Source organism: Psychrobacter pacificensis (genome assembly GCF_018336615.1).
GTDB lineage: Bacteria > Pseudomonadota > Gammaproteobacteria > Pseudomonadales > Moraxellaceae > Psychrobacter > Psychrobacter pacificensis.
Genome location: NZ_CP048752.1, coordinates 2,364,881 through 2,384,606, shown reverse-complemented (window position 1 = coordinate 2,384,606; position 19,726 = coordinate 2,364,881). Strand labels below are relative to the sequence as shown.

Annotated in this window: 22 protein-coding genes and 1 tRNA gene; 9 read left to right on the top strand and 14 right to left on the bottom strand. The window is 44.6% G+C overall.

The window, feature by feature from the left end; genetic code table 11:
- Positions 1-12 precede the first annotated feature (12 nt).
- From GYK50_RS10105 to gatC, 14 genes are all read right to left on the bottom strand, one after another.
- Positions 13-2,562 carry a DUF927 domain-containing protein gene (locus tag GYK50_RS10105; protein WP_212563834.1) on the bottom strand — a complete coding sequence of 850 codons (2,550 nt, stop codon included), beginning with the start codon at positions 2,560-2,562 and terminating at the stop codon, positions 13-15.
- 106 nt (positions 2,563-2,668) lie between these two features.
- Positions 2,669-3,058, bottom strand: coding sequence for a hypothetical protein (locus tag GYK50_RS10100; protein ID WP_071002213.1), 390 nt, complete (start codon positions 3,056-3,058; stop codon positions 2,669-2,671).
- Complete coding sequence (locus tag GYK50_RS10095; RefSeq protein ID WP_212563833.1) at positions 3,051-3,584, bottom strand: hypothetical protein; 534 nt, start codon at positions 3,582-3,584, stop codon at positions 3,051-3,053. Before GYK50_RS10095 ends, GYK50_RS10100 begins: the two co-directional genes overlap by 8 nt.
- The gene (locus GYK50_RS10090) at positions 3,577-3,852 is read right to left on the bottom strand and encodes a hypothetical protein (protein WP_071002211.1); all 276 of its coding nucleotides are present in this window, start codon (positions 3,850-3,852) and stop codon (positions 3,577-3,579) included. The genes GYK50_RS10095 and GYK50_RS10090 overlap by 8 nt, the downstream gene beginning before the upstream one ends.
- Positions 3,853-4,140: a helix-turn-helix domain-containing protein gene (locus tag GYK50_RS10085; protein ID WP_197496749.1), complete on the bottom strand. Its 288-nt coding sequence runs from the start codon at positions 4,138-4,140 to the stop codon at positions 3,853-3,855.
- A gap of 4 nt (positions 4,141-4,144) precedes the next feature.
- Positions 4,145-4,435 carry a helix-turn-helix transcriptional regulator gene (locus tag GYK50_RS10080; RefSeq protein WP_227517191.1) on the bottom strand — a complete coding sequence of 97 codons (291 nt, stop codon included), beginning with the start codon at positions 4,433-4,435 and terminating at the stop codon, positions 4,145-4,147.
- A 222-nt stretch (positions 4,436-4,657) separates the two neighbouring features.
- Positions 4,658-5,671 (bottom strand): hypothetical protein, encoded by a 1,014-nt coding sequence (locus GYK50_RS10075; protein WP_212563832.1) that lies wholly within the window; start codon positions 5,669-5,671, stop codon positions 4,658-4,660.
- 107 nt (positions 5,672-5,778) lie between these two features.
- The gene (locus tag GYK50_RS10070; RefSeq protein WP_071003129.1) at positions 5,779-6,126 is read right to left on the bottom strand and encodes a type II toxin-antitoxin system HicB family antitoxin; all 348 of its coding nucleotides are present in this window, start codon (positions 6,124-6,126) and stop codon (positions 5,779-5,781) included.
- Positions 6,127-6,128: 2 nt separating this feature from the next.
- Entirely contained in the window at positions 6,129-6,428 is a 300-nt protein-coding gene (locus GYK50_RS10065) for a type II toxin-antitoxin system HicA family toxin (RefSeq protein WP_071003130.1), read from the bottom strand.
- A 59-nt stretch (positions 6,429-6,487) separates the two neighbouring features.
- On the bottom strand, positions 6,488-7,729 hold the full coding sequence (locus GYK50_RS10060; protein WP_071003131.1) for a tyrosine-type recombinase/integrase: 1,242 nt from the start codon (positions 7,727-7,729) through the stop codon (positions 6,488-6,490).
- A gap of 163 nt (positions 7,730-7,892) precedes the next feature.
- Positions 7,893-7,969: transfer RNA gene (locus GYK50_RS10055), tRNA-Pro, on the bottom strand.
- Positions 7,970-8,083: 114 nt separating this feature from the next.
- A complete protein-coding gene (gatB, locus tag GYK50_RS10050; protein ID WP_212563831.1) occupies positions 8,084-9,610 on the bottom strand; it encodes an Asp-tRNA(Asn)/Glu-tRNA(Gln) amidotransferase subunit GatB in 1,527 nt (508 codons plus the stop codon).
- Entirely contained in the window at positions 9,610-11,106 is a 1,497-nt protein-coding gene (gatA, locus tag GYK50_RS10045; protein WP_058024006.1) for an Asp-tRNA(Asn)/Glu-tRNA(Gln) amidotransferase subunit GatA, read from the bottom strand. Before gatA ends, gatB begins: the two co-directional genes overlap by 1 nt.
- 81 nt (positions 11,107-11,187) lie before the next feature.
- Positions 11,188-11,502: an Asp-tRNA(Asn)/Glu-tRNA(Gln) amidotransferase subunit GatC gene (gatC, locus tag GYK50_RS10040; RefSeq protein WP_212563830.1), complete on the bottom strand. Its 315-nt coding sequence runs from the start codon at positions 11,500-11,502 to the stop codon at positions 11,188-11,190.
- Between the two features lie 617 nt (positions 11,503-12,119).
- Between gatC and GYK50_RS10035 the strand changes: the two genes are divergently transcribed.
- From GYK50_RS10035 to rplW, 9 genes are all read left to right on the top strand, one after another.
- Entirely contained in the window at positions 12,120-13,157 is a 1,038-nt protein-coding gene (locus tag GYK50_RS10035; RefSeq protein ID WP_071003137.1) for a rod shape-determining protein, read from the top strand.
- Between the two features lie 230 nt (positions 13,158-13,387).
- The gene (gene mreC / locus GYK50_RS10030) at positions 13,388-14,242 is read left to right on the top strand and encodes a rod shape-determining protein MreC (protein ID WP_212563829.1); all 855 of its coding nucleotides are present in this window, start codon (positions 13,388-13,390) and stop codon (positions 14,240-14,242) included.
- 132 nt (positions 14,243-14,374) lie between these two features.
- Positions 14,375-14,860 carry a rod shape-determining protein MreD gene (gene mreD, locus GYK50_RS10025; protein ID WP_058024002.1) on the top strand — a complete coding sequence of 162 codons (486 nt, stop codon included), beginning with the start codon at positions 14,375-14,377 and terminating at the stop codon, positions 14,858-14,860.
- A 74-nt stretch (positions 14,861-14,934) separates the two neighbouring features.
- Entirely contained in the window at positions 14,935-15,621 is a 687-nt protein-coding gene (locus GYK50_RS10020; RefSeq protein ID WP_212563828.1) for a Maf family protein, read from the top strand.
- 120 nt (positions 15,622-15,741) lie between these two features.
- Complete coding sequence (locus GYK50_RS10015; RefSeq protein WP_093069559.1) at positions 15,742-17,346, top strand: Rne/Rng family ribonuclease; 1,605 nt, start codon at positions 15,742-15,744, stop codon at positions 17,344-17,346.
- Between the two features lie 408 nt (positions 17,347-17,754).
- Positions 17,755-18,066 carry a 30S ribosomal protein S10 gene (gene rpsJ, locus GYK50_RS10010; protein ID WP_010196670.1) on the top strand — a complete coding sequence of 104 codons (312 nt, stop codon included), beginning with the start codon at positions 17,755-17,757 and terminating at the stop codon, positions 18,064-18,066.
- Between the two features lie 49 nt (positions 18,067-18,115).
- On the top strand, positions 18,116-18,754 hold the full coding sequence (gene rplC, locus GYK50_RS10005; protein WP_071003147.1) for a 50S ribosomal protein L3: 639 nt from the start codon (positions 18,116-18,118) through the stop codon (positions 18,752-18,754).
- Positions 18,755-18,768: 14 nt separating this feature from the next.
- Positions 18,769-19,371 carry a 50S ribosomal protein L4 gene (gene rplD, locus GYK50_RS10000; RefSeq protein WP_058025577.1) on the top strand — a complete coding sequence of 201 codons (603 nt, stop codon included), beginning with the start codon at positions 18,769-18,771 and terminating at the stop codon, positions 19,369-19,371.
- Positions 19,368-19,718 carry a 50S ribosomal protein L23 gene (gene rplW / locus GYK50_RS09995; RefSeq protein ID WP_071003149.1) on the top strand — a complete coding sequence of 117 codons (351 nt, stop codon included), beginning with the start codon at positions 19,368-19,370 and terminating at the stop codon, positions 19,716-19,718. Before rplD ends, rplW begins: the two co-directional genes overlap by 4 nt.
- Positions 19,719-19,726: the final 8 nt, after the last annotated feature.

Below are 19,726 nucleotides of genomic sequence, written 5' to 3'. Positions count from 1 at the left end.
ACTTGGGACAGATTAACAGATTGCGCTATTTTGTCCCAGCTGTCCCAATGGTGTTTTAACGCTTGGGACAGGCTCTAGCCCTTGCAGTGTATGGGTTGTCCCAGTTGTCCCAGCTGTCCCAGTGCTTTTTGTAGTTTCACAACTTAATATCTCACCTTTGACCGCATAAACACGCTGGCGGTTCTTTTTGAATGGTAAAGGCACTTTGCACGTTTTACGGTCACTCTCAGTCACATTTAAAAATCCTGCTTCATCTAATACTTGTAGGACTTTGCTTTTGTTAAATGGTGAACAGACTTCATCAAAGGTACTGGTAGAGAAATAATATTCCCCTGTGTCGTAATTGTGATAGCCAGCGCGGTTATTGGTTTTAGGTTCAAAGTCTTGGTACGTGTGAATGTGGCAAGGCTGAAAACGGCTTGATCCGTGCTGTTCAATAAATGCCTTAATATGCTCTATGATTTGGCGCTGCTCATGCTCACCATCACGCCCGTAGTTATCAAGCCAATTATCTAAGCAAATCATAACGGCTGTCGTTGCTTGTCCTACTTGCCAGCCCGTTATACCTGCCTGTGTTGCCAGTTCTCCAGCTGCGCTCACGATAGCGAACCGTTTAGCAACTCTATGCGCCTGTGCTGTCAGGTCGCTGTACTGACTCATGAAGTCATCTACAAGCTGCTTAGCGGTGGCGGTGGTCGCTGCCTTGTCACTGGTGATATGTTCTAGCCATGCAATGCCAGCTGATCCATAGTAAGCGTGTGATAGCTCTTTAATCCTATCGGCTTGTGCTTCGCTTGTTTCTGCCAGTACCAAACTATCAAAGGTTTTTAACCCTTTGCCAGCATCAGCATCAATATGCGCTACTCGAACCTCGATACCTACATTGGTTTTTTGTCCTGCTTGCGCCATGAAGTTTTGTAGCGACTCCTCACCATTAGACAAAAAGATAATGCGCCATGTTTTGGCTATACGATTGTGTCCCGTGGTGGTACTACGTCCTTTACCTTGACCATTAGCCAGCATATAAACGGTTTTGCCTACTATTTTGGGATCACATTCGCTGATCTCATCAAGTGGTAAAAAACTGTCGTTGTGCTCGCTTGCTGTGCCTTCTAGAGCGTTATCAGTGCTGCGCCATGTCTTAACGTACCTGTCAGGATTGCCCCATACACTAGCAGCCACCTTGAGCGATAATGACTTACCCATGCTTGATGATCCTAAAAGGTGAAAACCGCCCCCGTCATACTCTAATAGCTCCAGTAATTGACCTGCGAACGCGCAAGCAATAGAGAACACAAAACGGCTTTGCTCTGCTAGTGGCTTGCATAAGTTATCGCGCCACTGTGCTAGCTCTCCTTGCTGGGTTAGGGTGCTGTTGATACTGTTTGCAGACTGATAGACAATAAGCTGCTTACCATCGCTGCCTATGGCTCTGTCAGGTAATATATATTGCTTATCGTGCCAGCCTAACTTATCCACGCATAACGCCCGTTTGTGAATAGGGTATTTTTGAATATAGGTGTCTAAGTAGCTGCGCTGTTTGGGGTTGGTGGTAATGTTTAGTCCTTGACTGGCAAGCTCCTTGCGGTATTCCCTTGCATCACCTTGCAGTAGCGATAACGGCATTGACCACGTATGCAATACGCTGTCATCATCGCGCCATTGCAGTAACCGCCCCCATGTAGTGCTGCCTGTGTCCCGTGTCTTAGCGATAACTTCTATAGGTGAACAAACAAACGCCTTAGACTTAAAGGTAATGTTTGCTGGGTCATCATCGTTATACTTTACGAAAAACAATCCATCGTGATATAGCTCAAAACGCCCATCACTATAGATCATCGGTTCATTCAGCTGGGGATCATCGCGCCATTCAGGATAATAGGCAGTATCTTGTAAGTTGATTAGCTGGGTGTCATCAGCTGCTAGTATCGCTTTGTAGCTGTCATGCTGCAGCATAGTGACGATATGAGCCACAGTAACCAATGCTTGAGCCTTTACACCTGCTAATAGGTTTATTAAGCCCTTGTCATCAAGCGTCATAGGTACGGTAACAAGTGAACCGCTGCTCCAGTGCTGCACCATCTTTTTAAGGCATTGCTTTGTTTTGTGAGGGCTGACAATGATTGTTTTATCACTGCTCATCAGGTAGCTGTAAACATCAATACCGCTATCAAGGTCATTAAAAGCTATGACCTCATGGGCTTTGTTTGGCTCACCAATGACGATAGCGCCATAACCTGTAGGATCAATGACAATGGGCTTTGCTTTGCTGTTTGGTGTGTAGAATACCGCGCCTACAATATCGCCTTGTTTATCGGTCAATGCTAAGCCTATAGTGTTGGCTGTTGGTTCGGTTTTGCCAATTTGTTCACCATAATATATAGTAGTATTACCTGTAACGAATAGCAGCCGTTCAGGTTCTAGCATGTCATTAAGTTTGATTAAAAACGGATCGTTTGCCAGCTGTTCCTCTGTAGCTGGCTTGCAATCTTGTAAGAGAGTATGAGCGCCCATGTTGTCCGCATGGGCTTTTTCTTGGCTGTTTGTTGGTGTGGTGGTCATCTGTTCCCCCTTGCCTGCGTGTGGTTCGGCTTGCGCTCGGCTCTATATTTCTTGTAGTAGCTTTTGCGCTTGGCGTGCTTACGGCTCTGCTTTGGTGGGTAGGTTTTCATTCTGCACCTACCTTGCTATGGCCATTCATCACTAGGGATTCGTTGAGGGTGTCTAATTGCGTGTGCAGTATCTCTGCCCATGTGCAAGTAGCATCATGTGCTAAACGCGCTAATGCTTCGGCTGTATGAGCCTGTATCTTGTCATAGTGAATAAGTGCCAGTAACTGACCAACATCATGTAGAGCGCCAGCTGCACCGCTAATATCACAAGCAAGGTTTGATAAATCATGTGACGATATGATAATGACATCGGTATCGTTAGGACTAGTTAAGTCGATAACTTTACGCTGGTTAATTTGGGCAATAGACAAGCCGTCATCTAAGCCCTCAGGGGCTTGATTAGCTAGTGTTGTAGTGTTTGAAGTCGTGCTGATTGATTTACCCATGATGGATAACTCCTTGTAGTTTTTGAGTGTATGCCACGCTATACGGTAAAAGTATAGGGTGACGGGTCTTACTCTCGGTTCTACAAGAAACCGCCCCGCATATTCGCCTTACGGCTGTTTTATTTTGCAGCGTCAACCCGTCATAGTCGGTCGGTGAGGTGTTCACCTTAGATATGATGGTTTGCCCCCTTGTGGCGCATGTGTGCGCTTGTGAGGCTGTGCTAGATTGTATAGTAACAGCTTGAGAGGCTGCGCTATTATCAGGCACAAAAAAAGCCAAAATGTCACGGCTGGCTTGTCCGCTTGTAGATTTTGAGAGGCCTATATAGTAACCGCTGCTATCATCGGTTGCAATCTGTTTTGGTTGTACTTGCTGGCAAGCTACCAGTGAGAGTAGCAAGCCAATACCTGCCACCCATGCCATAAAGATAGTAAATCTTAGCAGTAAGCCACGTTTACCCGTCTGTTTGCGATTGTGCGCCCCGTGTTGGGCTTTTAGATTGGGTTTGGTATGGTTATCACTCATGATCTGTTACCTCCAGCTCAGGCAGTAAGATAAGCCCGTCCATCTGTTCGCTTAAAATGGTTGCCAGCTCACTATTAGCGAGTAGGGCAGACCTTACAGCGACTATTACGCCCTTACTGGTATCATCATCGGTACTGATCGCACTAAGCGCCATTGCTAGGCTCTCAGCATCGTTTGATAGGTCTTGTATGCGGTCATTAATGACAGACAGATAATAGCTATCTACTGCCACTAGGCGCGGTTCTAATATGTCGTTTGATTGGCTCACTTAGTTCACCTCACTGTTAGATAGTTCGCTTTCAAGCAAAGTCTGCTCATCAAGCCAATAGACAGAAAAACGCTTGTCATTGTGCGTAACTATTTCGCTTTGAATGGTTAGCCCTGCGGTTCTTAGGTCATGTATGCGCTGTGCTAGGCATGTGATTTGATAAAGGCGGTATGCGTCCCATGTGGTGATAGTTGCCCCTGTCATCAGGTGCTCTCTAACAGTGTCAATCTGTGTCTTAGGTGCTGGCTGGTCGGTCACTGGGGCGTTACTGGTGGCTGTGGTCATCATGGCTCTATATCTCGCTAGTGGTTGAGGTGTGAGAGTTAAGCCATTCGTGAACGTCTGCATAGCTCCATGCTGTCATAGTTGGTGATAGCTTTCTGCCAGCTGGGAAACGTCCATCTTTTGACCATTCAAACAAGGTGGTTTTGCTAAAAGGTAGGAACGGCAAAATGTCCTTAGCTCTGCCCATGCCAGTAGTAGGCAGTTGCATAGCTGGACTGTTTGCGCTGGTTGGTTCGGTGTCGTGAGGGGTGTTGTCAGTAAAAGGAATTACTGGGGTGTCTTGGGTTGGGTGTGTCATTGTGTATAGCTCCATGTAGTGTATTGAGCCGTAACGGACGCTACGGCTTACATGGTCTATGTTAGGGGGTAAGCATAGGTGTCAGAAAAGGGTGTCACCTCAATAAAATGGTGTCGGTAAGTGGTGTCACCTCCAAACGATAAAGGTTTGAAGCCAATTTTAAATTAGGGTGACACGTTGAGGTGTCATCTTATCAGTATGGGATAATAGGCAAGCAAATTGCTATTTAAAAAAACCACTCCAGTTATAGTTTTTCTGCTCTCTAGGTGTGGTAATAGCTGTAATTCTGTCTATAAACCTTTGGTCTTTAGGCAAATCTTTAAAATGCTTCAAGACTAGAGGAACTTTTGATGAATGAGATAGGTTTTGGTTTAAATCGTTATCTTCTAAATAAATATAGTTCCAGACATAGTGAGCAACTATTAGTTCAGGTGCTATATTCGCTTGACTAGAATCAATGAATGCTAGTTTATTATTTCTAAAGCTCAACTCTTTCTGCATCTTATAGAAGTCAAAACCTAAGTCAACATTTATATTATCAAGAGTCTTTATGCGACTTATAAAAACTTCAGCCAAATCCTTCAATCTCAAAAACATTTCCAAAGCTCTATTGTCCGCTAAGAATTTATAAAATTCATTCTGCCATTCTTCTGCTTCCTTATAGCTTGTAAATTTAATGTCGTAATCAATTTTATGCGACCATATCTTAAATGGTAAATGGCTTATATATGCGGCGAGTACATAAGGTATCTTTCCATGATTTTCTATATGCTTATAGGGGTATGGCGCATACTTTGGAGTAATATTAAAAGTGCCAAACTCAGCTATGAACTCAAATAAATATTGAGGTTCTTCGATAATATTAATAATAATATCAATTAAGTATGAAGAATGACCGTCTATATCTTCTTCTTCATCTGCAAGAAATAAATAATCATCGTAAGTGAAAGGTTTTGAGAGCCTACTTTTTGATCGTTCACTTTTAGAATTAATCAACGTTTCAATAAACTTTTTTAATATATAGTGAGCATCAAGATTAGTAATATTGCTTTCAGCTAAAATTGTTCTAATATTTAGATGGTCTCTAAACACAAAGTCATAGTATGTAAACTCAGTTTGATCGTCTGCGCTACGCCATATTGTAGCTATATCGGGATAGTCATTAACTGAAAGCTGAAGACTTTCATCAATATATAAAAAATGCTCGTAAACGCTGATAGCCGTGCTTGTGTCCATATTTCACACCCCTACACCCTTAAATTAAAGTAGGTGCAAGGCAGTGACAGCATAAGGGTGTGTAAATAGCTGTCGTTCGGGTAATTAGTCCTAGCCTTGCATAGTCGTTATGCCATGCCTTCGGTTTTGATGGCATTGGCAAGTGTATTAGTGACCCATTGGTTAAGGCTCATACCGTGGCTGGTGGCAATAGTTGTTACTTGCTCGTGTAGCTCACTTGGCACACGGGTTACAAACTTACCTGAAAAGGATTTGTAAGGCTCAATGCCTTGTTCTTGGCAAACGTCCAAAAAGGTTTGCAATGACTGCTTACCCTCATTTTCTAAATCGGCAATGCTGTCACCATAAAAGTCTGCCCCACCATTTAGCCCTACAAATTCTCCACGGAATAACCCTAGTTCAGGGTCATATTGAATAAGTGCTTTATGGTCATTAATCATCATAATGTTTTGCATGATTATTCCTCATTATTAGTTACGGGGGCGGTGTCTTTGGCTTCATCAATAGGGCTATACCCTAAACTATCTAGCCATTTACGAACGCTAGCGACTGCGCCCTTATCTGTTGTCGGTTGGGGGTGTGGTCGGTGATAAACTTGTACCTCACCATCTAACACTACAGCTATTCTTGATCCTGCCCGTTCGTTGACCTCTGCACCTAATGCTATAAATAAGGCTTCAATGTCTGCCCACTTTATATTTGCTGATATAGGCTTAGTAAAGATGATATTAAGTGTTTTTAGGTGCTTGCGCTGCATGTTATGTCCTTAGCTCTACGGTCATTATAGTATCATATAGTGATACTAACAACGGTTATTTAGCCTAGCTTTTGTTTCTGTCCTTTAAAGTCTGCACGGATCACATTATCTAGTTTGCCAGCATAGGCATCATCAATGAAGTTTGCCCACTGGTTCATCATGTCTATTCTGTACGGTAGGTGCTGTGCTCCGTTGTATGCCTTGCTGATCTTGTTTTCTTTTTCATGTGCTAGCTGTAGCTCTATTGCTTCGTGCATGTATTCCTGTTCATGTAGGGTAGTGCTGGCAAGTCCACGGAAGCCGTGCCCCGTCATACGTCCTTTATAACCCATGCGCCATAGGGCAGTGATAAAAGCGTTTGTACTGTATGGCTTACGGGTTGATGGATTAAAGAAAACGTACTGATCCGAAAAACCTAGCGCCTTGATCTGCTCCAGTATCGTCATGACTTGCGGTGCTAGTGGTACTAGGTGTGGTCTATCCATTTTCATCTTGTCGGCTGGTATGCGCCATATTTTGGCTTGGTAGTCTATTTCTGACCACTCCATAAGACGCAATTCTTGAGTACGTACAAACGTATAGCACATAAACCACAAGCCTAGCTTCACCAGTAGGTCACCCTCGTAGGCGTTAATATCTTGTAGTAGCTTTGGTAATTGCTGGCTGGTCACACGGCTGTGGTGCTTCACCTTATGCGGTTTTAATGCTTCGGTTAGGTCGGTGGCTGGGTTGAGGTTGGTTAAGCCCTCACGTATGGCTTGTTTGAATATCTGCCCTGTTTGACGCATTGCACGCCTTGCCATGTCACTAGCGCCCCTCGCTTCGATAGCTTTACCGATAGCCAAAACATCAGGCGCGGTTATGTCCTCTATGTTCATGTGACCAATGACGGGCTTAATATCGCGCTGGTACTGTGAGTAATCACGGCTATAGGTGGTAGGGGCTATGTGTGCTTTGCGGTCATCATGCCAACGCTGGGCTATGGTATCGAACGCCCTTGATCCGTCATTGTCGGCTTGTGTCTTTTTCTTATCGTCTTTTGGGTTGATACCATCAGCTATGAGTCTTTTGATCTCAATATTGCGCTTGCGTGCATCTTGTAGGCTCATGACTGGGTAAGTACCAATAGTGAGGGTTTGTTGCTTACCTTGCCAGCGGTACGCGCTGATCCATGACTTCACACCCGTATAACGAACCCATAATTGCAGCCCGTTACCGTCACTGTGTTTATCAGGTCGTTTTGTATCAATCGAGGTGGGGCTAGGTGATAGCTTGTTGATACTGGTATGGGTTAGGGGCATGGGTTTATCCTTTGTTGGTATTGTCCATGTTGGTACTGCTCAATACCAACAATAATACCAACATTCTATATGGAACGCCATACACCTATAAGACAGTGAAAACCCAAAAAACGCCCAAAATAAAGGGCATACGGTCTATGACGGTATGCCCTAATATTGTGTTTGGTCGGAACGGCAGGATTTGAACCTGCGACCACTACACCCCCAGTGTAGTGCGCTACCAGACTGCGCTACGCCCCGAATGACTGACTATTTTACGCAAAATTATGTATATTGCAAGGGCTATTTATATTAGTCAAAATCTACAATACCTTTCTGCCTAGCATAATCAGTCTAATTGCTACGCTGCTCGTGTTAACCTAACAATTCTTTTAGAATTTGGTTCACTTGCTGCGGGTTAGCACTACCACGACTGGCTTTCATGACTTGACCGACCAAACCGTTAAAGGCTTTTTCTTTACCGCCGCGATATTCTTCGACCATCGCTTCATTTTTTGCAATGACGTCTTCGACCATGGCTTTGATAGCGCCCGTGTCAGTTTCCTGCTTGAGACCTTTTTCTTTGATGATCTTATCTGCTGCGTCATCATCATTGCCACCTTCGCGCTCATATAGCGCACTAAAGACTTTCTTAGCCAGTTTGCCAGATAGCGTGTCATCTTTGATACGTTTTAGCATACCAGCCAACTGTTTGGCGCTGATAGGGGAGTGGGTGATGTCTTTGTCATCTTTGTTCAGTGCGCCGAGCAAGTCGCCCATGACCCAGTTGCCAGCCATTTTGGCATCTGCTTGCCCAACTTCTGCGACCACAGCTTCAAAATAATCAGCAATTTGACGACTACCAGTCAAGATACGAGCGTCATATTCTGACAGACCCAGCGCTTCTTCAAAGCGTGCACGGCGAGCGACGGGTAGCTCTGGCATGGCTGCTTTGATCGCGTCAACGGTATGCTGCTCAATTCGGACAGGTAGCAAGTCAGGATCAGGGAAGTAGCGATAGTCGTTGGCGTCTTCTTTGGTACGCATGGTGCGTGTTTCATCGCGCTCTGGATCATATAGCATCGTTGCTTGTACGACTTTGCCGCCATCTTCTAGGATGTCGATTTGACGTTCGATTTCACGATTGATAGCACGCTCGATAAAGCGGAACGAGTTTAGGTTTTTAAGCTCAGTACGGGTACCAAGCTCAGCGCCTGGCTTGCGCACAGAGACGTTACAGTCACAGCGGAATGAGCCTTCGGCCATTACTGCGTCTGAGATACCTAGCCAAGTGACTAGCTGATGGATGGCTTTGATGTAGGCAAGCGCTTCATTGGCAGAGCGCATGTCTGGCTCAGAGACGATTTCGATCAGCGGCGTACCCGCACGGTTCAAATCCACACCCGTCATACCATCGACTGCGTCATGGACAGATTTACCCGCATCTTCTTCTAGATGTGCGCGGGTAATACCCATACGTTTTGGATATTCGTTTTTCTCGCCTTCGTTGACCACGACATCGATATAGCCTTCACCCACGATAGGATTGGCCATCTGAGTGATTTGATAGCCTTTAGGCAAGTCAGGGTAAAAGTAGTTTTTACGATCAAATGTATTAAACAGACCCAGCTCAGCATTGACACCGATACCGAATTTTAGCGCGCGATCGACCACGCCAGCATTTAATACTGGCAATACACCAGGTAAGCCTAAGTCAACGATACTTGCTTGGCTGTTTGGCTCATGACCGAAGTCAGTTGGCGCACTTGAGAATATTTTACTTTCTGTATTCAACTGGCAGTGAATCTCGATACCGATGACCACTTCATAGCCATCGACAAGTAGCTCTTTACGCACGGCGTGCTCGCGGACGGCACTGTTATCAGTAGTAGCTGTACTCATTATACCGTCTCCTTTGCGATGGTAGAGTGTTGTAGATGATGGTCGGTATGCTGCTGGAACAAATGCGCAGTCGTAAGCAATTGACTCTCTTGCCAGTGTTTACCGATTAATTGCAAGCCAATAGGTAGGCCTTCTGTCGTCAAACCTACTGGCTGACTGAGCGCAGGTAGACCCGCTAGGTTGACCGCGATGGTATAGACATCACCTAAGTACATGGTCGCAGGGTCGAGGTCTTCTGCCAGCTTATAAGCTGCGGTCGGCGCGGTGGGACTGGCGATGACGTCACAATTGGCAAAAGCATCATCAAAGTCTTTGACAATTAAGCGGCGGATTTTTTGTGCTTTAGTATAGTAAGCATCGAAGTAGCCAGCAGATAGCGCATAAGTCCCCGTCAAAATACGGCGCTGTACTTCAGGGCCAAAGCCTTCAGAACGTGAGCGCGTGTATAGATCGATCAGATCCGTTGGGTTTTCACAGCGATAGCCAAAACGTACGCCATCGAAGCGTGATAGGTTCGAAGACGCTTCGGCAGGTGCTAGCATATAATAGGTGGCGAGCGTGATTTCAGGGTCAGTGATGTTTACTTCTACAATCGTTGCGCCCAGCTCTTCGTATTTCTTTAAAGCGGCACGTGCTGCTTGCTCGACTTCGCTATCAAGCCCTGTACTGAAATATTCTTTTGCCACACCAATACGCAAACCGTCAAATGGCTTATCACCAGCCGCAGCCTCTGCATCATTGATGTCTTGTACGTAGTTAGGCATATCGTATTTGATAGAAGTGGCATCGCGCGGATCGTGCCCAATCATTGGCTGTAGCAAATAAGCACAATCTTTAGCGCTGCGTCCCATGCTACCAGCTTGATCCAAGCTTGAGGCATAGGCAATCATACCAAAGCGTGACACACGGCCATAAGTCGGTTTGATACCGGTTAGGCCACAGAATGAAGCTGGCTGACGAATAGAGCCACCCGTGTCACTACCGGTAGCAACAGGGACAAAACCTGCGGCAACGGCAGCGGCACTACCACCTGATGAGCCACCAGGGACGCGCTCTAGGTTCCAAGGATTCTGTACGGTGCCGTAGTATGAGCTACTGTTGTCTGAGCCCATTGCAAACTCATCCATATTGAGCTTACCTAAGCTAATCATGCCAGCTTTGTCGATGTTAGAGACGATGGTTGCATCATATGGTGAGACAAAGTTATGCAGCATCTTAGAGCCACAAGTCGTTAATACCCCTTGGGTACAAAAGATGTCTTTGTGCGCCATCGGTACGCCAAGTAGTGGACGCTGATCGCCTTGTGCACGCATCTCGTCAGCGGCTTTTGCTTGTGCACGTGCTGTCTCAGAAGTATGCGTGATAAAACTATTGATCTTGCTGTCTAGCGCATCGATACGCTTGATGTAATGCTCGGTTAATTCTGCGCTGCTAAATTGTTTGTCTTGCAAGCCAGTAATTAGCTGCTCGGTACTTAATAAATGAAGTTCAGACATAAGGTGTCGTCCGTCAAAATGTGAATAGCATAAAATAAAATAGGATAATGGCAAATGCGTGGTTGTATTATTCAGCCACTATTATTCAATCACCTGAGGTACAAGGTATAAGCCCTCTTCAACGGCAGGCGCGACTGACTGATTGCGCTCGCGATTGATATCGTGTTTGGCTACGTCAGCACGTAACTCTTGGCAAGCCTCATGGATATTGGCTAGTGGTTTGATGTCTGTTGTATCAACGTTAGATAAGGTCTGCATCAATTTTAATACTTTACTGATATCGGCGGCATAGCTATCGGCCGTGCTTTCATCGACACCCAAGCGTGCAAGGTTGGCAACTTCTAGGATTTCTTCACGGCTGACAGTGTTGTCAGACGTTGCTGATTGCTGAGACATAGTTTCTCCAGTTAAGGACAGTTTTTGTTAGAGTAGGGATAAGGCAAATATATAAGCGCTCAAATGTAATTGGCTATAAAGTTGGCTTATTATAAAGCATCTGACCCAAGTTTACAGAGTATGAGGCTTGATTGATGCACAATATCAATCAACATCCGTATCAATCAAGGCAGAGTGCCGGCATAGCAATACGCAAATACTTGCAAAACTGACCGCATAATTCATGATTGATTTTCAATTGCTTCCCAATTAGGCTCTAAAATACGTTACAGTATGTACCTACTACTAAGCAAAACAATTATCTGCCTGTAGAGCCTTGTTAGTTATCACATTAAAAGCAGTTTCATTGAGTTGAATGATAGTCACTACTATTTCAAACTTTGTAACAACTTTTAGCGTCTTAGACAAAAATCCTTGCTTACTGATGCAAATACCTATGTTTTTTTTGAGCTAAATCGGTATAATTTAGCTCAGTTTTTCATTTCATCATTATTGCTTAGGTTTGACTGGTTGCGATGATTCACTTTCGCTCCCGTTAATGTCTAACGACGACCTGCTCAACACTGACGAGTAACACCTCAGTCAATCTCATTCGCCTCATTCGTAAGACGCTGGATATATTAGTCATGAACCTGTTTGGATTTTTATCAAATAATATCGCTATCGACCTCGGTACTGCGAACACCCTTATTTTTATTCCTAATAAAGGCGTCGTACTTGACGAGCCTACGGTGGTCGCATTACGAAGCAATCGTACTCAAAACCCGACCGTCGCTGCTGTGGGTATCGATGCCAAGCAAATGCTGGGTCGTACGCCTGCCAATATCACAGCGATTCGCCCGCTAAAAGACGGTGTGATTGCTGATTTTGAAGTGACGCAAAAAATGCTAAAACACTTCATCACTAAGGTAAAAGCCAAGCGTTTTATGGCACAGCCTAACGTGGTGGTTTGTGTACCATGTAAGTCTACCTTGGTTGAGCGTAAGGCGATTCGTGAGGCAGTATCATCAGCAGGCGCGAGCAAAGTATTATTGCTAGAAGAGCCAATGGCTGCGGCTATCGGTGCTGGCATGCCTGTTCATGAAGCCAGTGGTTCTATGGTCGTCGATATCGGTGGTGGCACCACTGAGATTGCTGTTATCGCGCTATCTGGTTGCGTCTATGCTGAATCTATCCGTATCGGTGGCGATATGTTTGATGAGGCGATTATTACACATGTGCGCCGTACGCATGGTTGTGTGATCGGTGAGACGACCGCTGAGCGCATCAAAAAAGAAGTTGGCTCTGCATTGAATGAAAATAGCCAGCTAGAAGTAGAGGTTCGTGGTCGTAGCATGGCAGAAGGCGTGCCGAAAACCTTTATCGTCAATTCAGAAGAAGTACAAAAAGCATTGACTGACCCACTAAGCGGTATTGTCAGTGCAGTCAAAGTCGCTCTTGAGCAGACACCGCCAGAGTTGTCATCAGACATCGCAGAGCGCGGTATCGTATTGACGGGTGGTGGCGCATTGCTACGCGATTTAGATAAGCTTATCTCACAAGAGACAGGCTTGCCAGTGACAGTAGCAGAAGACCCATTAACCTGCGTTAGCCGTGGTGGTGGTATCGCCCTTGATTTCATCAATAACAAAAGCTTGAATATGATTTTTGTCTAAATAGCTTTTGCTCATGAGCATGGTTTCCCTGTTAGGATATCTATAATGCCTCATGGCTTATGCATCAATCATTGATTTAGCCGATGCGATGACAAGTATATAAATTAAAGGTAGCCGACTGCGCTGCCTTTAATTGCATTAATCCATGCTAGAACCCAATATCACCGATAAACATTTATGCTCTAAATAAGTGCTATTGCTCATTTTAGAATTCTTAAATCAGACGACTTATGACTACAAGTATCTTTGCGCGCCAAGCCCTATCACTTCGTAAGACTGCCATTGTATTGATAGCAGCCTTAATACTGATGTGGTTTGATAGCAAAAACTCGGAATGGTTCAATCCAGTACGCAGTACCAGTCATGCTGCCATGCAGCCTATTTATGAGATGTCTTTATTACCGAGCTATGCCAAGCATTGGGCGAGTGGTAGTTTGCAGTCAAAAGAAGCGCTGCGCCGCGAAAACATGCAGCTAAAATCGCAACTCATTCATGCACATGCCAAACTGCAGCAGCAAGATTATATCTTGGCACAAAATGCGCGCTTGCAAGGGATTTTATCCACCACGAAGCCTGAGCAGTTTGATCTCAACTTAGCTCAAGTCATTGGTACAGATACCAACTTACTCAGACAGATTGTTGTGCTCAATAAAGGCAAGCAAGATGGTGTACAAGTGGGACAAACGGTTATCGATGAAGATGGTATTTTAGGACAGATCATTAACGTCTATCCTAATACGAGCCGTTTGTTATTGATTACAGATGACCAGCAGTCAGTGGCTGTCACTGTCAAACGTACTGGTCAGCGGGCTATTGTGACAGGCCAAGGTATCCCATCTGCACTGAGCCTAAACTATGTTTTTAAGACTTCAGACGTGCGCGTGGGTGATGAGTTGGTATCATCTGGTTTGGGTGGGCGAATTCCAGCGGGCTATCGTGTTGGCCGTATTGCTCACATCAAAGATGGGCAAGCGGATAACTTTAGAATCATTGAGGTCACGCCTTCTGCAAACTTTATTGACAACGCTTATGTCTTGATATTACAAGACAAGATGCTCACTAAGAGTCAGAGCAGTAGTCAATGAATTCTGATGTCATAACGTTTTAACCAATAATGCCAGCTGCCTTTTTTATCAAAATTTTGCCTATCGTACTATCTCATTATTACCCAATGCATCCTATAACAGCGGTCGCTACACAATCGAAGGTAAATACTCATGTCGTATCCTGATTCTGAGAATTCAACGGCACTGTTGATTGTGGTCATTGTTCTAAGCTTTATCATTGCTTCATCGCTCAATGTCTATCCGTTAAGCCCAAGTATGGCAACATTACGGCCCATGATTATGATTATGGTGCTGATATATTGGCTACTGTTCCAGCCGCGCTATGTGGGTATCTTTACCGCATTTACTATTGGGCTTATTGCAGATTTGCTGATGGACACCCATCTAGGACAGCAAGCCTTTGCCGCTGTCGTGGTGGCACTAGTGATCAAAATTACTAGTATCTATGTTAGACAACTAAATACCATCAGCGCATGGTTGATAGCCAGTTTAGGATTAATTGTTTTTCAGCTAAATTTATGGATGCTGCAGATGTTTATCCAAAATACCTTTATCGCAAAATCTGCTTTGTCGCTTATGATGAGTATCATCAGCTGGCCACTTGTCTTACTGGCTCTACGCAAGTTTGCGCGTTAATGATGTTTATTAACTTATATACAAAATATCTAAAAAATACATACCTCATAAATCTGTAAATGAAGAGAAGAGCGATGGATATCATTTTAGCATCTGGTTCGCCGCGCCGTCGAGAGCTACTAGCAAAAGCACAGTTAGATTTTAGAGTATTGAGTGTAGATATTGACGAAACGCCGCAAGATGATGAATTACCCAAAGACTATATTGAGCGTATGGTCGCTACCAAAGCCATGGCTGCCATAGAGCAACTAAACGGCACATTAGAAATCGATGAGAACGGTACCAACGAATTAATTATCATTTTGACCTCTGATACCATCGGAGTGTTACCAGATGGCAAGACAGTACTGGTCAAACCGACCGATCGTGAGCATGCTTATAGCATGTGGCAGCAGATGTCAGATAATATCCATGAAGTATGGACTGCCGTACAAGCCACCAAAATACAGCGGCTACCTAAAGGAACAGAACACAATGCATCAAAGCGCACTCAGGCATTTCAAATTATCGACCAGCAGCAAATTACTGAGCGTACAGCAGTAACCTTTATACCATTGACTACAGAGATGATGAGCAATTATTGGGACAGTGGAGAGCCTGCTGATAAAGCGGGTGGCTATGGTATTCAAGGTTTGGGTGCTGCTTGGGTCAGCCGTATCAACGGCAGTTACACCAATGTCGTTGGATTGCCACTGGCGCAAACGCTGGCCTTAATCAAAGACATGACAGAAGGCAGTGAGGATATCGTTGACCCGTTATAATTATATATGCACATAATGACACGGTAGGGCAATGGGCAAGAGCAAGGCGCATTTGTTACACTGTCAATCTAATAGACGATGACCGTCTGATAAGAAAGCTGAGAGATAAGAGAAAAAACTATGTCCGAAGAGCTGCTGATTAATATTAGTCCAATGGAATCCCGTGTTGCGGTTTTAGATAATGGCATCTTGGGTGAGATTTATATTGAGCGACATCACAAACTGGGTTTGGTCGGCAATATTTATCTGGGCACAGTCGTACGTGTCCTTCCAGGCATGCAGGCAGCCTTCGTTGATATCGGTCAATCGCGGACAGCGTTTTTACATGTTAATGATATGCAGCGTGAGCCTCGCCCAGTTGCAGAAGACAAAAGCAAAGCCGCTACAAATATCAAAAAAGATAATAGTGACAATAGCGCCATCTTAGAAACATCCACGGATAGCTTAGCAGTCACGCCACCTGTTGTCAGTGCTCAAAGTACGGAGGTCGTGCCTGTTTCTAAGACCTTGATTCAGCATCGATTACACGAAAGCCAGCGTATCTTGGTACAAGTCACCAAAGATCAATTAGGCAGTAAGGGTGCTCGCTTAACGACCAATATATCGTTGCCATCTCGCTATCTGGTTTATCTACCATCAAGCGATCATATCGGTATATCACAGCGTATTGATGGTGAAGAAGAGCGCACGCGTCTAAAAACTGAGCTTAGTAGCTTAATGCAAACGGTCAATCTAAAAGGTGGACTCATCGCTCGTACTGCCGCCGAGCGTGTTCCTGTAAACAAGCTAGAAGAGGATATTTATTACCTGTTGCAGCTGTGGCGTACCATCTGTGCTCGTCGCCAAGAGATCAATCATCACCAAAGCTCAGAGCTGATTTATCAAGAACTATCGCTACCACTGCGCTCTATTCGTGACTTGGTACATGCTGATACCGAAAAAGTCATCATCGATAATACGCAAGTTTATGAACAAGTCAGATACTTTGCCAAAGAGTTTGTACCGTTCATTTACGATAAAATCGTGCATTATACGGCAGAGCAGTCACTGTTTGACGTGCATCGGGTTGAAGATGATTTACGTGACGCATTGAAACGTCGTGTTGACTTGAAATCTGGTGGCTATCTGATTATTGACCAAACAGAAGCAATGACGACGATTGATGTTAATACAGGCTCTTTTGTAGGCGGTCGCTCATTAGAAGACACCGTTTATAAGACTAATCTAGAAGCCACACATGCCATCGCACGTCAGCTGCGCCTGCGTAATCTAGGCGGCATTATTATTCTAGATTTTATCGATATGCTAGAGCAGCAGCATAAGGATGATGTACTAGAGAGCTTACAGGCGCAGCTAACCCAAGACTATGCCAAAACCAAAATTACGCAGGTTAGTGAACTTGGCTTAGTGGAGATGACACGCAAGCGCACGCGTGAATCATTGGGTCAGCAGCTTTGTGAGCCGTGCTCAACTTGCCAAGGTCGTGGGTTCGTTAAAACCGCAGAGACCGTTTGTTTTGAGATTTTCCGTGAGATCATGCGCTGCGCCCGTACTTATAATTCTCCTAAGAAATTCACAGTAGTGGCTCATGCGGCAGTCATTGATTTATTGCTGACATCAGAGTCAGATACTGTAGCCGATCTAGAGTACCTACTGGGTCGAGTGATTACATTTGACGTAGAAAATCTATATACCCAAGAGCAGTATGATATTGTTTTGGACTGAGATTACTGAGCCTACTGCCAGAGACTTGTTACAAGTATCTTGACCAACAAAACAGTTTTCTGAAAATTGAGGTCTTTAATTACGCTAGATATTGCCCTTGCAATACCTAAAATACTCTGTATAATACACACCACTGAATTATATATGCGCAGCTGACTAAAAAAGCTGACGCTATGACAGCTGGAGCATCGTTTCTAGCACTATTTCATTATGCCTTTGCTGACATCCATTATAGGAGAGTTGGCGGGGCTTTAAACTATTTTGCTTTTGGCACGCTATAAGTTCGGATAAAGAACTCATTCTGGTTAAGAACAGAAGGCCGCTTTAAGTGAATATTTAACCAAACTGCTTTTGATCATAGTCTTGCAAACCAAGAATGACGAAAGCACATATTAGGAGCTTGCTGGCATGGCTAACCAGAGAATCCGTATCCGTCTTAAGTCTTTTGATCATCGTCTGATTGATCAATCTGCACAAGAGATTGTTGATACTGCAAAGCGCACCGGTGCGCAAGTTTGTGGTCCTGTACCGTTGCCGACTCGCATTGAGCGCTTCAACGTTCTAACCTCACCACACGTTAACAAAGACGCTCGTGACCAGTACGAAATCCGTACTCACAAGCGTATGGTTGATATCGTTCAGCCTACTGACAAAACTGTGGATGCGCTAATGAAATTAGATTTAGCGGCGGGTGTTGACGTCCAAATTGCTTTGGGTTAATGCACATTATACACCCAACCCATTAATATAAGATATAAAGAGGTCTAAAATGGCGATCGGTTTAGTCGGTAAAAAATGCGGCATGACCCGTGTCTTCACTGAAACAGGCGCATCTATTCCTGTAACAGTGGTTGAGGTCGATGCAAACCGCATTACTCAAGTAAAAAATACTGATGTAGATGGTTACCAAGCCATCCAAGTCACCACAGGTACCCGTCGTGACAGCCGCGTAACTGCTGCACAAAAAGGTCACTTCGCGAAAGCTGGCGTTAAAGCTGGTCGTGGTGTTTGGGAATTTCGTGTCAACGATAGCGATCTTGAAGGTCGTGAGGTTGGCGGTGAGATTCTAGCTGACTTGTTTGAACAAGGTCAGATGGTTGATGTGACAGGACAAAGCAAAGGTAAAGGCTTCCAAGGTCCAATCAAACGTCACAACTTTAGTATGCAAGATGCTACTCATGGTAACTCAGTGTCTCATCGTGCACATGGTTCAACTGGTCAAAACCAGTCACCAGGTAGAGTATTCAAAGGCAAAAAGATGGCGGGCCAGATGGGTAACAAGCGTGTTACTGTTCAAGGCCTAGAAGTGATTTCGGTTGATGCCGAAAAAGGGTTACTTGTCATCAAGGGTGCTATCCCAGGTGCCACCGGTGGCGATGTTATCGTACGTCCGTCAGTCAAAGCCTAAGCAAGGGGATTAACGTGGATTTAAAAACAGTTACAGGTGCAGCGGTTGAGCTTTCTGATACGGCTTTTGGTCGTGAATTCAATGAAGCATTAGTGCACCAAGTCGTCACCGCTTATCTAGCTGGTGCTCGCCAAGGTACACGCGCTCAAAAAACCCGTGCCGAAGTTTCTGGCGGTGGTATCAAGCCATGGCGCCAAAAAGGTACTGGTCGCGCTCGTGCGGGCTCTATTCGTAGCCCAATCTGGCGTTCAGGTGGTCGTGCATTCGCTGCAAAACCACAAGATTGGTCACAGAAAGTAAACCGCAAAATGTATCGCGGTGCGATGCAGTGCATCCTAGCAGAATTGATTCGTCAAGAGCGTCTGATTTTGGTAGAAGAGTTGAGCGTTTCTGGGCCGAAAACTAAAGAACTGATTGCAAAGCTAAATGAGCTTGATGCACCACGTGCATTGATCGTCACCAAAGAGGTTGACGAAAACTTATACTTAGCTGCTCGCAACATTCCGCACGTCAATGTACTTGGTACAAACGAAGTGGATCCAGTGAGCTTGATCGCATTTGATAAAGTGATCATGTCAGTTGAAGCTGCGAAACAATTTGAGGAAGCACTAGCATGAACAACGCAAGACTTTATCAGGTCTTAAGAGGGCCTGTATTCTCAGAAAAATCTCAAATGCTTGGCGACTCACTTGGTGTGCAGGTATTTAAAGTTGACTCTAACGCTACTAAGCTTGAAGTCAAAAAAGCAGTTGAGTTGATGTTTGAAGGTGTTGAAGTTACTAAAGTAAACACTTTGAATGTTAAAGGTAAGACAAAGCGTTTTGGTAAAAGTATCGGCCGTCGTAACGACTATAAAAAAGCCTATGTTACCTTAAAAGCTGGTCAAGATGTACAAATGGCTGATGCTGGTGAAGAAGTCGCAAACACGACTGCTTCTACTAGTGAAACAGCGAATAACGAATAAGGATTACA